Here is a 14,680-nt window from a genome sequence, read left to right on the forward strand (position 1 = left end):
ACTCCCACGCCGCCACCATCGAGGAGGTCATCACCGAGATCACCGCCTCCCGCCTCACCGAACGCGGCGCCACCAGAGCCGACGACAGACTCTCCGAAGCCGCCATGGAGGACCGCAAACGCGAGGGGTACTTCTAGCCATGAGCACTGTGACCGACACGACCACGGCCGCGACCTCGCTGCTGCGCTTCGCCACCGCCGGATCCGTCGACGACGGCAAGTCCACGCTGGTCGGCCGCCTCCTGCACGACTCCAAGTCCGTCCTGGCCGACCAGCTGGAGGCCGTCGAGCACGCCTCCCGCAGCCGGGGCGCCGGCGCCCCGGACCTGGCGCTGCTGACGGACGGCCTGCGCGCCGAGCGCGAGCAGGGCATCACCATCGACGTCGCCTACCGCTACTTCGCCACGCCCCGGCGGCGCTTCATCCTCGCCGACACCCCCGGCCACGTGCAGTACACGCGCAACATGGTCACCGGGGCGTCCACCGCCCAGGCCGCCGTCGTCCTCGTCGACGCCCGCAACGGCGTCGTCGAGCAGACCCGCCGCCACGCGGCCGTCGCGGCGCTCCTGCGCGTCCCGCACGTCGTCCTCGCCGTCAACAAGATGGACCTCGCCGGCTACGCGGAGCCCGTCTTCGCCGCCATCGCCGAGGAGTTCACCGCCTACGCGAGCGGGCTGGGCGTCCCCGAGATCACCGCCATCCCCGTCTCCGCGCTCGCCGGGGACAACGTGGTGGCGCCCTCCGCGCACATGGACTGGTACGGCGGCCCCACCGTCCTGGAGTACCTGGAGACGGTGCCCGTCGTCGCCGACCCCACCGCCGACCCCGCGCGCTTCCCCGTCCAGTACACGATCAGGCCGCAGACGGCCGAGCACCCCGACTACCGCGGCTACGCGGGGCAGATCGCCTCGGGGGTGCTGCGCGTCGGCGAGCCCGTCACCGTCCTGCCGTCGGGGCGCACGAGCACGATCGCCGCCATCGACGCGCTCGGCCGGAGCGTCGACGTGGCCTGGGCGCCGCAGTCGGTGACCCTGCGCCTCGCCGACGACCTCGACGTCTCCCGCGGCGACCTCATCGCCCCCACCGCCGGCGCGCCGCAGGTCACCCGGGACGTCGAGGCCACCGTCTGCCACCTCGCCGACCAGCCGCTGCTCCCCGGCGCCCGGGTCCTGCTCAAGCACACCACCCGCACCGTCCGGGCCATCGTCAAGGACATCCCCTCCCGCCTCACCCTCGACGACCTCTCCCAGCACCCCGCGCCGGGCCGCCTGGAGGCCAACGACATCGGGCGCGTCACGCTGCGCACCGCCGAGCCGCTCGCCCTCGACCCCTACGCGGGCTCCCGCCACACCGGCTCCTTCCTCCTCATCGACCCCGGCGACGGCACGACCCTGACCGCCGGCATGGCGGGCGAGGCGTTCGCGGCGGACCCCGGGGAGCAGCCCGGCGACGAGGGATGGGACTTCTGAGATGACGACCACGATCGCGCACGGCTCGGCGGGCGGCATCGGCCGGTGTGCGTGCTGACGCCCGTACCGACGGCGTCAGCGCCCCACCCCATCCCGTACCAGTCACTCCCCTTACGCCCCACTGAAGCGCCGGGCGTCCCCTAGCCCTGCCCCGGCCCGTCGAGAGGACCCCCCGTGCCCGCCGCCGCTCGCTCCACCCGCCGCCGCGCACTCGCCGCCGTCGCCGCCCTGCCCCTGCTGATCGGCGCCCTCGGCGCCTGCGGCTACGGCTCGGAGAAGAACTCCACCACCGCCGGGTCCGCCCCGGGGAAGAACACCGGGGGCAAGAAGCTGTCGGCCGACACCGTCCGGATCGGCTACTTCCCCAACATCACCCACGCCACGCCGCTGGTCGGCGAGCAGGAGGGGCTGCTGCAGAAGGAGCTGGGCGGCACGAAGCTCCGCTCGACGACGTTCAACGCGGGCCCGTCCGAGATCGAGGCGCTCAACGCGGGCTCGATCGACATCGGCTGGATCGGCCCGTCGCCCGCGATCAACGGCTACGTGAAGTCCAATGGCAGGAGCCTGCGCATCGTCTCGGGCTCGGCGTCGGGCGGCGTGAAGCTGGTCGTCGACCCCAAGAAGATCTCCTCTCCGGACGACCTCAAGGGCAAGCGGATCGCCACCCCGCAGAAGGGCAACACCCAGGACGTGGCGTTCCTCCACTGGATCGCGGAGAAGGGCTGGACGGTCGACCCGCAGAGCGGCAAGGGCGACGTCTCGGTCGTCCGCACGGACAACAAGGTGACTCCCGACGCCTTCAAGTCCGGTTCGGTGGACGGCGCGTGGGTGCCCGAGCCGACCGCCTCGAAGCTGGTCTCCGAGGGCGGCAAGGTGCTCCTGGACGAGTCCTCGCTGTGGCCGGACGGGAAGTTCGTCATCACCAACGTGATCGTGTCGCAGAAGTTCCTGGACGCGCACCCCGACGTGGTCGAGGCCGTGCTGCGCGGCTCGGTGAGGACCAACGCCTGGATCAAGGCGAACCCGGAGAAGGCCAAGGGCTCGGCCAACGCGGCGCTGAAGAAGCTCTCCGGCAAGGAGCTGCCGGCCGCGATCATCGACCCGGCCTGGAAGTCCATCGAGGTCCTCGACGACCCGCTGGCCGCGTCGCTGGAGGCGGAGGCCGATCACGCCGTCAAGGCCGGGCTGCTGCAGAAGCCGGACCTTTCGGGGATCTACGACCTGACCGTGCTCAACAAGGTTCTCAAGGCCGAGGGCAGGCCCGCGGTGACCGCCGCGAAGCTCGGCAAGCAGTAGCCGCCCGCCCGTCGTATCCCGCCCCGCCCCATCCCCAGGAGGTGACCGGATGGCCCCGGCACTGACGACCGACAAGACCGGCGCGACCGCGCTCGCGGACCGCGAGTCCGCGGCGGTCAGGATCGAGCACGTCCACAAGTCCTTCGGCCGGCCCGGCGCGGCCCAGCCCGTGCTGGACGACATCTCCCTGGAGGTGCGCCCCGGCGAGTTCGTGTGCCTCCTGGGGGCCTCGGGCTGCGGCAAGTCCACGCTGCTGAACCTGGTGGCGGGCCTGGACCGGCCGACCGCCGGGACCATCGACGTGCCCGGCGGCCGCCCGGCGCTGATGTTCCAGGAGCACGCGCTGTTCCCCTGGCTCACCGCGGGCCGCAACATCGAGCTGGCGCTGCGGCTGCGCGGGGTGCCGCGCGCGGAGCGGCGGCCGGAGGCGGAGCGGCTCCTGGAGCTCGTACGGCTCTCCGGCGCGTACGGCAAGCGGGTGCACGAGCTGTCGGGCGGCATGCGGCAGCGCGTCGCCCTCGCCCGCGCCCTGGCGCAGGACAGCCAGGTCCTGCTGATGGACGAGCCGTTCGCGGCGCTGGACGCCATCACCCGGGACGTCCTGCACCACGAGCTGACCCGCATCTGGTCCGAGACGTCGCTGTCGGTGCTGTTCGTCACCCACAACGTCCGCGAGGCGGTGCGGCTCGCGGAGCGCGTCGTGCTGCTGTCCTCGCGGCCGGGGCGGGTGGCCCGGCAGTGGGCCGTGGACATACCCCAGCCCCGCCGCATCGAGGACGCGGCGGTGGCGGACCTGTCCGTCGAGATCACCGAAGAACTGCGTGGGGAGATCCGCCGCCATGGCCGGCACTGAGACGGGCGCCCGGAGCGCCTCCGGCAGCCCGCACGACCTCGCCGGCCTGGAGGCCGGCCTCGACGCCCTGGACGCGGTGGAGGTCCGGCGCGCCCCCTTCGCCCAGGTGCTGCTCCACAAGGTGCTGCCGCCCCTGACGGCCGTCGTCCTGGTCCTCGCGGTCTGGAAGCTGCTGGTCGTCGCGGAGGTCACCGACGACTACAAACTGCCCGACCCGTCCGCGGTGTGGCACAGCCTGGAGGAACTGTGGCTGCGCGGCACGCTCCTGGACATCGTCTGGACGTCCGTCTCGCGCGGCCTGCTGGGCTTCGCCGCGGCGCTCGCCCTCGGCACGCCGCTCGGCCTGCTCGTCGCGCGCGTGAAGTTCGTCCGGGCCGCGCTCGGCCCGGTCCTGTCCGGGCTGCAGTCGCTGCCGTCGGTCGCCTGGGTGCCCGCGGCGGTGATCTGGCTGGGCATCACCGACGCGGCGATGTACGCGGTGATCCTGCTGGGCGCGGTGCCCTCCATCGCCAACGGCCTGGTCTCCGGCATCGACCAGGTGCCGCCGCTGTACCTGCGGGCGGGCCGCACCATGGGCGCGACGGGGCTGCGCGGCGCCCGGCACGTCCTGCTGCCCGCCGCGCTCCCCGGCTACATCGCGGGGCTCAAGCAGGGCTGGGCGTTCTCCTGGCGGTCCCTGATGGCCGCCGAGCTCATCGCCTCCTCCCCCGACCTCGGCCTGGGGCTCGGCCAGTACCTGGAGAACGCGCGCACCGACTCCGACATGCCGGGGGTGCTCCTCGGCATCCTCCTCATCCTCTTCGTCGGCATCGCCATCGACCTGGCCGTCTTCAGCCCCCTGGAGCGCCGGGTGCTGCGGACGCGCGGACTGGCCGCGGCGAGCCGATGACCGCAACACCCCTGCTCCTCGTCGCCCACGGCAGCCGCGACCCGCGCCACGCGGCCACCGTGCTGGAGCTGCGCGCGCGGGTGGCCGCGGCGCGGCCCGGGCTCCGGGTCGAGGTGGGCTTCCTCGACTTCTGCGTGCCGAGCGTGCCGCGGGTGCTGGAGCGGCTGGCGGCGGAGGGGGTGCGCGACGTCGTCGCCGTGCCCCTGCTGCTGACCCGCGCCTTCCACGCCAAGGCCGACATCCCGGCCGTGCTGCGGGCGGCGACGGCGGGGCTGCCGGGCCTGAGCGTGACGCGGGCTCAGGTGCTGGGGCCCGCCCCCCTGCTGACGGCCGCCCTGGAGCGGCGGCTGCGGCAAGCCGGTCTGCCGCTCGGCGACCGGCGCCCGACCGGGGTCGTCCTGGCCTCGGCGGGCTCCTCCGACCCGGAGGCGAACGCGGTGATCGCAGACATCGCGCGGGAGTGGCGGCGTACCGGTTGGTGCGCCGTGCGGCCCGCGTTCGCCTCCGCCTCCCCGCCGCACGTGGCGGACGCCGTGCGGGCCCTGCGCGCCGAGGGGGCCCGCCGGGTGGCGGTCGCCCCGTACGTCCTCGCCCCAGGCCGGCTGCCGGACCGCATCGCGCGGGGAGCGGTGGAGGGCGGCGCGGACGTCCTCGCGGACGTGCTGGGGGCGGCGCCGGAGGTGATGGCGCTGGTGGTGCGGCGCTACGAGGAAGCGGCGGCGCGGGGCGTGCTCTCCCCGGCCCGGCCGGCCGCCCGCAGGCGCTCGGCCTGAGTGCGGCCGGCCTCGGCGCTCCTGCTCAGGTGGTCGCCGATGACGGCGAACTCCTCGTCCCGGTAGCCGCCGAGGACCGCCCGGAAGGCGCGGCCCGGCACGTCCCGGGCCGCGCCGGTGCGGCTCTGCGCCGCGGGGGCCGGGGCCACGAGGGCGCGGCGGTGGTCCCCGGGGCCGGCTCGGGGTTCCGCGAGGCCGGTCGCGCTTCACAATGATTGCGCGACGCACTGTGCGTCTCGCGGGCACCTCACGTATTCCCCGCACGCCGTGCATTCCCTGCACCGCCTGCGCTTCCCAGAAGGGCAACCGAGGACATGACCACCCTCGTCACCGGCAGCCGCGGCCGCGTCGGCCGCGCACTCATCGACCTCCTGCACGCCCGGGGCCACGCCGTCCGGGCCGCTTCCCGCGCCCCCGGCGATCTCACCCTGCCGGACGGCGTCCCCGCGGTACGCCTCGCGCTCGACGAGCCGGAGGGCTTCCCCGCGGCGCTCGACGGCGTCACGTCCGTGTTCCTGTACGCGGAGGCCTCGCACACCGCCGCGTTCGCCCGGGCGGCCGCGGACGCCGGCGTCCGGCACATCGTGCTGCTGTCGTCGAGCTCCGTGCGCTACCCCGACGCCGCCACGCACCCCGTCGCCCGCCCGCACCGGGAGGCCGAGCAGGCCCTGGCCGCGGGGCCGGTCACCGCGACGTTCCTGCGGCCGGGCGTCTTCGCCACCAACGCGCTGGGCTGGTCCCGCTCCATCAGGGACACCGGCACGGTGGACCTGCCCTACCCCGGCGCGTACACCGACCCCATCCACGAACAGGACCTGGCCGAGGCCGCGTTCACCGTCCTCACCGACCCCGCGCACCAGGGCGGCGCGTACACCCTGAGCGGCCCGGAGGCCTTGTCCTTCCTCGACCAGGCCGAGCGGATCTCGCGCATCACGGGCGTGCCCGTGACCGTCAACCCCGTCTCGCCCGAGGCCTGGAAGGAGGCCGCGGGCCCCTCCCTGCCCGGGCACGTCGCCGACGCGCTGCTCGCCTTCTGGAAGTCGTCCGACGGCAAGCCGGGCGCGCTCGCGGGAGGCGTGGAGGAGCTGACAGGCCGGCCGGCGCGTACGTTCGCCACGTGGGTGGAGGACCACGCCGCGGACTTCCGCCCCTGACGCCCCTCCCCGGCTCACGCCCCCGGCTTACGCCCCTGACACAGCCTCAGGCCGTCTCCGCCGCCGTGCCGATGCCCAGGGCCACCAGGACGCCGCCCGTGACGCGCTCGAGGTTGCGGCTGACGCGGGGGCGGCGCAGCCAGGTGATCATGCGGGCGGCGCAGACCGCGACGAGCAGCATCCACACCGCGGCCACGACCGCGTCGATCACGCCGAAGAGCAGGGTCACCCCGAACGGCGAGCCGCCCTCGGGCAGGAACTGGGGGACGACGGCGACGAAGAAGACGCCGACCTTGGGGTTGAGCAGGCAGCTCAGCAGGCCCTGGCGGAACGCCTCGCCCGCGCGCGGCGCGGGGGCGGCGGAGGCCTGCTCCTGCAGCGCGGCCCCGGACCCGCCGGAGGCGCCTCCGCGGCGCGGGCGGTGGGCCCACAGGGCCTGGGCGCCGAGGAACACGAGGTACGCGGCGCCCGCGAGCCGCACGACGGTGAAGGCCGCGTCCCAGCGCTGCAGCGCCGCCGCGAGGCCGAACGCCGCGGCCACGCCCCAGGCGAGCGACCCGACGGCCGCGCCGAGGGCGGTGGCGCTGCCCGTGCGGCGGCCGCCGCGCAGGCAGTTGCGCAGGACCAGGAGGGTGTCCGGGCCCGGCGCCATGGCCACCAGGAGGGAGAAGAGGGTGAATCCGAGTATCGCCGCCGTCACGCTGGACTCCTGTCTTCTTGAGGCTCATGGGGTGATTGAGGCTCGTGTGATGGCGGGAGCTTAGCCAGGGGAGTTCTCCGGGCCCGGCCCGCCGGCCGGGGCCGGCGTCCGGGAACGACCACGGCCGCCGCTCCCCGTGGGGGTGGGGAGCGGCGGCCGGCCGATGGGCTGGAGCTGCTACTCGGTGACCTTCAGCAGCTTGTTGGGCGTGCCCGTGCTCGGGTTGGAGACCTTGTCGGGGGTCGCACCCTTGACGAGCGCACCCGCGACCTGCTCCGGGGTGGCGTCCTTGTGGGCGCCGAGGTAGACGGCGGCGGCACCCGCGACGTGCGGGGTCGCCATCGACGTACCGGAGATGGTCTTGGTGCCGGAGTCGCTGTCGTTCCAGGCGGAGGTGATGTCCGAGCCGGGGGCGTAGAGGTCGACCACGCTGCCGAAGTTGGAGAAGTCCGACTGCTGGTCGTCCTTCGTGGTGGAGGCGACCGTGATGGCCTCCTTCACCCGGGCCGGGGAGCTGTTGCCCGCGTCGGAGGACTCGTTGCCCGCCGCGATGGCGAAGGTGACGCCGGAGGCGATCGCCTTCTGCACGGCCGCGTCGAGCGCCTCGTCCGCGCCGCCGCCGAGGCTCATGTTGGCGACCGAGGGGCCCTTGTGGTTCTTGGTGACCCAGTCGATGCCGGCGACGACCTGCTCGGTGGAGCCGGAGCCCTGGCCGTCCAGGACCTTGACGGCCACGATCTTGGCCTTCTTGGCGACGCCGTGCGCCGTGCCGGCGATGGTGCCCGCGACGTGGGTGCCGTGGCCGTTGTCGTCCTCGGCCTTGTCGCTCTTGTCCACGGCGTTGAAGCCGAAGGACGCGCGGCCCCCGAAGTCCTTGTGGCTGATGTGGACACCGGTGTCGATGACGTACGCGGTGACGCCCTCGCCGGCGCCGTCGGGGTAGGCGTACTTGCCGTCGCCCTTGGTCTCGGCCTGGTCGATGCGGTCCAGACCCCAGGAGGGTGGGGCCTCCTGGGTGGCGCTGGCCTTGAAGCGGTGGTTCTGGACGACCTTCTCGACCGCGGGGTCGGCCGCGAGGCGCTTGGCCTCCGTCTCGTCCAGGCCGCTGGCGGAGAAGCCGTGGATCGCCGAGTCGTAGGTGCGGTTCAGCTTGCCGCCGTAACGCTCGGCGAGGTCGCCGCCCTGCGCGGAGACGGACTTCGCGCCCGCGGCGCCCTTGCCGTCCTTCAGCATGACGATGTAGCTGCCCTCGATCGCGCCCTTGGTGCCGGCACCGTAGACGGTTCCTTCGGGGGCGGGGGCGGCGCCGGCCGGCAGAGCCATGAGCGTGGCTCCGGCGGTGACGGCGGCTGCGGCGGATATCGCCAGGACGGTCCGTCGCCGGCCGGTGCGCTTGTGTGCTGCCATGACGAGGTTTCCTCCTCGTGCGGTTGTTGTGGGGGGAATTGAGCATGTGTCACTGCACGCCCGGAGTGACGGAAGCGGCCGCTCCGGGGTGCTTCGAAACCCTGTCGGATTTGACGCGAGCAGTTCAACCCCCACGAAGTTTTGTGACATAGGCAACGTCGTTGCGTAATGCCAAACCCCTTTGAAGGAAGGCAATTTGGGCACTGACGGAGCATCAATTGAGCGCGGGGCAGGCCCTGATGAGAACGACGGGTGAACGCCTGACCCGAGAGCCGACCCGAAAGGCACCGAGGGACGCCGAGAGACGCCGAGACGAAACGTCTCGTCCGATGATCTCTTTCCGGCCATGTGCGGCCGGCCGGGTAGCGTGACGGTCGGACGAGCAGGCGTGCGGCGATCGCCGCAGGTACGAAAGGTGCGGGCGCAGTGGCGGACGCGGTGGAGAGCACGGCATTCACGGAGCGGCGGGCGCGCGAGCTCCTCGCGGTGGCGGTGCCGGAGGTGCCGGTGGCCGACGCGTCCCTGCTCGCGCTCGGCGAGAACGCGGTCTTCGCCGCCGGCGGGCTCGTCGTCAAGGTGGGCCGGGACGCCTCACTGCTGGAGCGGGCGCGCCACGAACTGCGGGTCGCCGCCTGGCTGGCGGAGCGGGGCGTCCCGGCCGTGCGCGCCGCCGAGCCCGCGCCGCGGACGGCCGCCGGGCATCCCGTGACGCTCTGGCACCGGCTGCCCGGGGCCGTGCGCCCGGCCGGCGCGGCCGACCTCGCCGGGCTGCTGCGCACCCTCCACGCCCTGCCCGCCCCGGACTTCGCCCTGCCCCGGCGCGAACTGCTCGGCGGCGTCGAGCGGTGGCTGCGGCTGGCCGGGGACGCGATCGACCCCGCGGACGCGGCCTACCTGCGCGAGCGGCGGGACGGCTTCGCGGCGCAGGCCGCGGCCCTGACCCCGCACCTGCCGCCGGGCCCGATCCACGGGGACGCCCTTCCGCGCAACGTGCACGTCGGCCCGGACGGGCCGGTCCTGGTGGACCTGGAGACCTTCTCGGGCGACCTGCGCGAGCACGACCTCGTCGTCCTCGCCCTCAGCAAGGACCGCTACGGCCTGCCGGCGGACGCCTACGACGCCTTCGTGCGGACGTACGGCTGGGACGTACGGGAGTGGGAGGGCTGTCCGGTCCTGCGCGGTGCGCGCGAGACGGCGAGCTGCGCCTGGGTGGCGCAGCACGCGCCGGGCAACGCTGCGGCTCGCGCGGAGTTCGGTCGCCGGGTGGCGTCGCTGCGGGAGGGTGACGCCGCGGTGCGGTGGTATCCGTTCTGAGGACTGCCGTCCTCAGGGCTCCTGCCGGACGCTGTCGGCTCCGCTGTCTGCGGGCCGTGCGTGGCTGATCGCGCAGTTCCCCGCGCCCCTCACGGGGCGCCACCGCAGCGGTCTGCGCGTAGGCCACCGGGTCAGCGCAGGGGCCAGCGGCCGTCCACCGTCGCCGTCGCGTCCCCCTTGCGGCGCAGCCAGGCCTCGTAGCCCCTCGCCCAGTCCGCGTACCACCGCTCCTGGTCCCGGTGGAGGTCCCAGGGGGCGGCCCCGGCCACCTCCGGATAGTGCTCGGCGAGGGCGCAGGCCACCCGGACGGCCGCGAGGGCGTCGGCGCCGGCCTCGTGGGCGTCCTCCAGGGTCACGCCGTAGACACGGCAGACCGTCTCCAGGTTCCGCTTGCCCTTGCGGTAGCGGTCGAGGGCGCGGTCCATGGTGAGCGGGTCCACGACCGGGCCCGTGCCCTGCCCGCCGGGATCCGCGGCGCCCGCGGCCGACAGCCGCTCCCCGAGGGAGGGCAGCCCGTGCCGCCGGAGCTCCGCCGCGAGGATGGTGAGGTCGAAGGCGGCGTTGTAGGCGACGACGGCCGCGCCCGCCGACCAGTGTGCGACCAGGATGTCCGCTATCTCGTCGGCCACCTCGCGGGCGGGCCTGCCGAGGGCGGCGCGCTCGCTGGTGATGCCGTGGATGGCCGCGGCCTCGTCCGGGATGGGGACGCCGGGATCGGCCAGCCACTCCCGGCGGCCGACGGGCTCGCCGGCCTTGGTCTCGACGACGGCCGCCGTGACGATCCTCGCCTCGGCCGGATCCGTGCCCGTGGTCTCCAGGTCGAAGCCGATCAGCAGCTCCTGATGCCACCCCATCGCGGTCCCCCTTCGTGGTGCTTCCCCCGACTGGTCCCCAGCGTCGCACGCCCCACTGACAGCGCCCCGTCCCGGCCTGCGGGAACGCGGTCGCGGGCGGCCGTCACGAGACCGGTCGCGAGTCCGCCCACACGCTCTCGAACTCCTCGCGGTAGGTCTCGAAGAGCCCGTGCTCGGGCTCGCGCCCGTCGCGGACCACGGTGCCGCCGCCGCGCAGCACCAGCACGGGGGCCTCCATGCCGCGGGCCTTGCGCAGGTAGGACTGGACGACGGCCAGGCCGTCCGGGCCGTCGCCGTTGACGAGGTAGGCGGTGAAGCGCGGCGTCTCGTCGAAGACGCGGATCTCGAAGGCGGCGGTGTCGCGCAGCCGGTCGCGCACGCGCCGCATGTGCATGATGTTCATCTCGACGGACCGGCTCATCTCGCCCTTCTTGATGCCCAGCTCCCGCTCCCGGCGCCGCACGGCGCTGCTGGCGGGGTTGAGGAAGAGCAGGCGGGCCCGGCAGCCGGCCTCGGCGAGCCGGACCAGCCGGCGCCCCGAGTAGTTCTGGACGAGCAGGTTCAGGCCTATGCCGACGGCGTCGAGGCGGCGGGCGCTGCCGAAGAGGTCCTCCACGGGCAGCTGCCGCTGCAGCCGGACCCGGTCGGGGTGGACGCCCACGACGTCGGCGTAGCGGTCGCCCACGATGTCCTCGACGGCGTCGACGGGCAGCCGGTCGGCGGACCGGGCGCCCGTGCCGCCGCTGCCGCCGCCGAGGATCGTCAGCAGGCGGCCGGCGGCCCGCTCGGCCTGGGCGAGGACGGTCTCGGACAGGGCGCGGTTGCGGGAGACGACGTTGCGCGTCACCTCCAGCTCGTCCAGTGCCAGTTCCAGCTCGCGCCGGTCGTCGAGGTACGGCTCGAAGCAGGGCCAGTGCTGGACGAGGAGCTCACGCAGCTGGGGCAGGGTGAGGAAGCTGAGGACGTTGTCGTCGGCCGGGTCCAGCAGGTAGCCCTTGCGGCGGCTGACCTCGCGCACCGCCACGGCACGCTGCACCCACTCCTGCCCGGCCGGGCCTGCCGCGGCGACGACCCACTCGTCCTCGCCGTGCACCGGCTCGTAGACGGGCCGCAGGACGGCGGCGACGACGGCACGCAGCCGCTGCTCCACCAGGTTGAGCCAGATGTACGCCCGGCCGGCCCGCCGGGCGCGGGTGCGCACCTCGCTCCACGCCTCGGCGTCCCAGTCCAGTGCGGCGCCGATCTCCACGGGGCGTGCCACGGACACGGCGCCGGGAGGTGTGTCGGCCGAGCCGTCACCCCCGGGACTTCCGTCTCCAGAGGGCAGCTCCAGCCCGCCCGAGCTCACAGTGCACCGCCCTTCCGCCCCCGTCCAACGATCAAGGCAGACTACTGTGCGGGCGGCGGGCCCTGCACCCGGACGGGTCCGGTCCTCCGCCAACTCTCCCGTTCCGGAAACCTGTTGTCCGCCCGCCCGGCGCGGGGAGTGAGCCGTTTCATAGCGGCGGGGGCGCAAAACGCGCGGTGAGAGCCGTGCGAGCGCCCGTCCGGGCGCGCCGGGACGCCGGTTCCCGGGGCCGGAGGGGAGGGGGCGGAGCGGGGGTGCGCCCCTGCCGGGTCACCCGGTCGGACGAGCCGAAGGGGGCTGTGGTTGCGCTCCTTTTGGGGAAGATCTGGCGAAAGGGCGGCCTGTCCGGTCCGATTGGGCGAGGATGCCGCTTCGGCCCGTACGCGCGTCCCGGACGAGGGAGGCCGGCGCGTGCGGCGGCGAGGACGGCCCCCGAGTACAGCCTGGGACAACGGAAGAACGGAAGAGTCGATGCAGGTCTGGCCGGGACAGGCGTACCCCCTCGGCGCGACGTACGACGGCGCCGGCACCAACTTCGCGGTCTTCTCGGAGGTCGCCGAGCGGATCGAGCTGTGCCTCCTGCACGACGACGGCTCGGAGACGGCGGTGGAGCTGCGCGAGAGCGACGCCTTCGTACGGCACGCCTACCTGCCGGGGGTGATGCCGGGTCAGCGGTACGGCTTCCGGGTGCACGGGCCGTACGAGCCGGAGCACGGGCACCGCTGCAACTCCGCCAAACTGCTGCTGGACCCCTACGCCCGGGCCGTGAGCGGGGCCGTCGACTGGGGGGAGGCCGTCTACGGCTATCACTTCGGGCGGCCGGAGAAGCGCAACGACATGGACTCGGCGCCGCACATGATGACGTCGGTCGTCGTCAATCCGTACTTCGACTGGGGGGACGACCGCCCGCCGCGCACCGACTACCACCGCACGGTCATCTACGAGGCCCACGTCAAGGGCCTGACGATGCGCCACCCGGCGCTGCCGGAGGAGATCCGCGGCACGTACGCGGCGCTGGCCCACCCCGCGGTGATCGAGCACCTGACGGAGCTGGGGGTGACGGCCATCGAGCTGATGCCGGTCCATCAGTTCGTCAACGACCACCGTCTGGTGGACGCGGGCCTGGCCAACTACTGGGGCTACAACACCATCGGATTCTTCGCCCCGCACAACGCCTACGCCTCCTGGGGCGACCGGGGCCAGCAGGTGCTGGAGTTCAAGTCGGCGGTGCGGGCGCTGCACGCGGCGGGCATCGAGGTCATTCTCGATGTGGTCTACAACCACACGGCCGAGGGCAGCCACCTGGGGCCCACGCTCTCCTTCCGGGGTCTGGACAACGCCTCGTACTACCGGCTCGCGGACGACCCGCAGTACTACATGGACACCACCGGCACCGGCAATTCCCTGCTGATGCGCAGCCCGCACGTCCTGCAGCTCATCATGGACTCCCTGCGGTACTGGGTGACCGAGATGCGGGTGGACGGATTCCGCTTCGATCTGGCGGCGACGCTCGCGCGCCAGTTCCACGAGGTGGACCGGCTCTCGTCCTTCTTCGACCTGGTGCAGCAGGATCCGGTGGTCAGCCGGGTGAAGCTGATCGCGGAGCCGTGGGACGTCGGCGAGGGCGGCTACCAGGTCGGGAACTTCCCCCCGCTGTGGGCCGAGTGGAACGGAAAGTTCCGGGACACCGCCCGGGACCTGTGGCGCGGCGAGCCGGCCACCCTGGCGGAGTTCGGCTCCCGCCTGACCGGCTCCTCCGACCTCTACCAGGGCGACGGCAGGCGCCCCCTGGCCTCCGTCAACTTCGTCACCTGCCACGACGGCTTCACCCTGCACGACCTCGTCGCGTACAACGGCAAGCACAACGAGGACAACGGCGAGGACAACCGCGACGGCGAGAACCACAACCGGTCCTGGAACTGCGGGGCCGAGGGCGAGAGCGACGACCCGGGGGTGCTCGCGCTGCGCGAGCGCCAGATGCGCAACTTCGTCGCCACCCTGATGGTGTCGCAGGGCGTGCCCATGCTCAGCCACGGCGACGAGTTCGCGCGCAGCCAGCGGGGCAACAACAACGCCTACTGCCAGGACAACGACGTCTCCTGGGTCCACTGGCCGCACCCCGGGGACGACTCCTCCGCGCGCGCCCGGCGGATGCTCGCCTTCACCCGGGCGATGGTGTGGCTGCGCCGCGACCACCCCGTCTTCCGGCGCCGCCGCTTCTTCCACGGCCGCCCGGTGCAGGGCACCCACGACGAGCTCTCCGACATCGCCTGGTTCACCCACGAGGGTGACGAGATGCGGGACAGCGACTGGCAGGCCGCCCAGGCCAAGTCGCTGACGGTCTTCCTCAACGGCGGGGCGATCTCCGAGCCCGGGCCGCGCGGCGAGCCGGTCGTCGACGACTCCTTCCTGCTGATGTTCAACGCGCACGACAAGCCGCTCGACTTCGTCGTGCCCGCCGACCACGGCCGGCTGTGGCAGGTCGTGGTCGACACCGCCGGGCCCGAGGGGGTGGCGACCGACGGGCCGAAGGTCCGGGCCGGGGACCGCCTGACGCTGGCCGACCGCAGCCTCGCGGTGTTGCAGCGCCCGGCGTAGTCCCCTGCGGCAAGGCCGCCGCGAGT

13 protein-coding genes and 1 pseudogene are annotated in these 14,680 nt (G+C 73.7%); 9 read left to right on the plus strand and 5 right to left on the minus strand.

The window, feature by feature from the left end; translation table 11 throughout:
- The 6 genes and pseudogenes from ACFPP6_RS13860 to ACFPP6_RS13885 form a co-directional block, all read left to right on the plus strand.
- Window positions 1-137: pseudogene (locus ACFPP6_RS13860) on the plus strand (sulfate adenylyltransferase subunit CysD); the annotation flags it as partial.
- Between the two features lie 2 nt (window positions 138-139).
- Window positions 140-1,468: a sulfate adenylyltransferase subunit 1 gene (locus tag ACFPP6_RS13865; protein WP_382041049.1), complete on the plus strand. Its 1,329-nt coding sequence runs from the start codon at window positions 140-142 to the stop codon at window positions 1,466-1,468.
- Window positions 1,469-1,642: 174 nt separating this feature from the next.
- Window positions 1,643-2,764, plus strand: a complete 1,122-nt coding sequence (locus ACFPP6_RS13870; RefSeq protein ID WP_382041052.1) for an aliphatic sulfonate ABC transporter substrate-binding protein — start codon at window positions 1,643-1,645, stop codon at window positions 2,762-2,764.
- Between the two features lie 49 nt (window positions 2,765-2,813).
- Window positions 2,814-3,617: an ABC transporter ATP-binding protein gene (locus ACFPP6_RS13875; protein WP_058042375.1), complete on the plus strand. Its 804-nt coding sequence runs from the start codon at window positions 2,814-2,816 to the stop codon at window positions 3,615-3,617.
- Window positions 3,604-4,506 (plus strand): ABC transporter permease, encoded by a 903-nt coding sequence (locus ACFPP6_RS13880; protein ID WP_382041055.1) that lies wholly within the window; start codon window positions 3,604-3,606, stop codon window positions 4,504-4,506. The genes ACFPP6_RS13875 and ACFPP6_RS13880 overlap by 14 nt, the downstream gene beginning before the upstream one ends.
- Window positions 4,503-5,279: a sirohydrochlorin chelatase gene (locus tag ACFPP6_RS13885; RefSeq protein ID WP_382041058.1), complete on the plus strand. Its 777-nt coding sequence runs from the start codon at window positions 4,503-4,505 to the stop codon at window positions 5,277-5,279. Before ACFPP6_RS13880 ends, ACFPP6_RS13885 begins: the two co-directional genes overlap by 4 nt.
- Here ACFPP6_RS13885 and ACFPP6_RS13890 read toward each other — a convergent pair.
- On the minus strand, window positions 5,210-5,428 hold the full coding sequence (locus tag ACFPP6_RS13890; protein WP_382041061.1) for a hypothetical protein: 219 nt from the start codon (window positions 5,426-5,428) through the stop codon (window positions 5,210-5,212). The genes ACFPP6_RS13885 and ACFPP6_RS13890 overlap by 70 nt on opposite strands.
- A gap of 165 nt (window positions 5,429-5,593) precedes the next feature.
- Here ACFPP6_RS13890 and ACFPP6_RS13895 point away from each other — a divergent pair, with 165 nt between their 5' ends.
- A complete protein-coding gene (locus ACFPP6_RS13895) occupies window positions 5,594-6,433 on the plus strand; it encodes an NAD(P)H-binding protein (RefSeq protein WP_382041064.1) in 840 nt (279 codons plus the stop codon).
- A 46-nt stretch (window positions 6,434-6,479) separates the two neighbouring features.
- On the opposite strand, the gene ACFPP6_RS13900 is transcribed toward ACFPP6_RS13895, so the two are convergent.
- Together ACFPP6_RS13900 and ACFPP6_RS13905 are read right to left on the minus strand one after the other, a co-directional pair.
- On the minus strand, window positions 6,480-7,133 hold the full coding sequence (locus tag ACFPP6_RS13900) for a LysE family translocator (RefSeq protein ID WP_382041067.1): 654 nt from the start codon (window positions 7,131-7,133) through the stop codon (window positions 6,480-6,482).
- A 177-nt stretch (window positions 7,134-7,310) separates the two neighbouring features.
- Entirely contained in the window at window positions 7,311-8,540 is a 1,230-nt protein-coding gene (locus ACFPP6_RS13905) for a S8 family peptidase (protein ID WP_382041070.1), read from the minus strand.
- A gap of 426 nt (window positions 8,541-8,966) precedes the next feature.
- On the opposite strand from ACFPP6_RS13905, the gene ACFPP6_RS13910 reads away from it, so the two are divergent.
- Window positions 8,967-9,854, plus strand: coding sequence for a phosphotransferase enzyme family protein (locus ACFPP6_RS13910; RefSeq protein ID WP_382041072.1), 888 nt, complete (start codon window positions 8,967-8,969; stop codon window positions 9,852-9,854).
- Between the two features lie 131 nt (window positions 9,855-9,985).
- Here ACFPP6_RS13910 and ACFPP6_RS13915 read toward each other — a convergent pair whose 3' ends face one another.
- Together ACFPP6_RS13915 and ACFPP6_RS13920 are read right to left on the minus strand one after the other, a co-directional pair.
- The gene (locus tag ACFPP6_RS13915) at window positions 9,986-10,708 is read right to left on the minus strand and encodes a 3'-5' exonuclease (protein ID WP_382041074.1); all 723 of its coding nucleotides are present in this window, start codon (window positions 10,706-10,708) and stop codon (window positions 9,986-9,988) included.
- Between the two features lie 103 nt (window positions 10,709-10,811).
- Window positions 10,812-12,056: an SAV2148 family HEPN domain-containing protein gene (locus ACFPP6_RS13920; RefSeq protein ID WP_382041077.1), complete on the minus strand. Its 1,245-nt coding sequence runs from the start codon at window positions 12,054-12,056 to the stop codon at window positions 10,812-10,814.
- Window positions 12,057-12,527: 471 nt separating this feature from the next.
- Here ACFPP6_RS13920 and glgX point away from each other — a divergent pair, with 471 nt between their 5' ends.
- Window positions 12,528-14,654 (plus strand): glycogen debranching protein GlgX, encoded by a 2,127-nt coding sequence (gene glgX / locus ACFPP6_RS13925; RefSeq protein ID WP_382041080.1) that lies wholly within the window; start codon window positions 12,528-12,530, stop codon window positions 14,652-14,654.
- The last annotated feature ends 26 nt before the right edge of the window (window positions 14,655-14,680 follow it).

It is taken from the genome of Streptomyces aureoversilis, assembly GCF_042657885.1.
Taxonomy (GTDB): domain Bacteria; phylum Actinomycetota; class Actinomycetes; order Streptomycetales; family Streptomycetaceae; genus Streptomyces; species Streptomyces aureoversilis.

Excerpts from the sequence above, each read along its gene's own strand:
- ACFPP6_RS13865 (WP_382041049.1), top strand. The coding sequence starts at position 140 with ATGAGCACTGTGACCGACACGACCACGGCCGCGACCTCGCTGCTGCGC.
- ACFPP6_RS13875 (WP_058042375.1), top strand. The coding sequence starts at position 2,814 with ATGGCCCCGGCACTGACGACCGACAAGACCGGCGCGACCGCGCTCGCG.
- ACFPP6_RS13880 (WP_382041055.1), top strand. The coding sequence starts at position 3,604 with ATGGCCGGCACTGAGACGGGCGCCCGGAGCGCCTCCGGCAGCCCGCAC.
- ACFPP6_RS13885 (WP_382041058.1), top strand. The coding sequence starts at position 4,503 with ATGACCGCAACACCCCTGCTCCTCGTCGCCCACGGCAGCCGCGACCCG.
- ACFPP6_RS13895 (WP_382041064.1), top strand. The coding sequence starts at position 5,594 with ATGACCACCCTCGTCACCGGCAGCCGCGGCCGCGTCGGCCGCGCACTC.
- ACFPP6_RS13905 (WP_382041070.1), bottom strand. The coding sequence starts at position 8,540 with ATGGCAGCACACAAGCGCACCGGCCGGCGACGGACCGTCCTGGCGATA.
- ACFPP6_RS13915 (WP_382041074.1), bottom strand. The coding sequence starts at position 10,708 with ATGGGGTGGCATCAGGAGCTGCTGATCGGCTTCGACCTGGAGACCACG.
- glgX (WP_382041080.1), top strand. The coding sequence starts at position 12,528 with ATGCAGGTCTGGCCGGGACAGGCGTACCCCCTCGGCGCGACGTACGAC.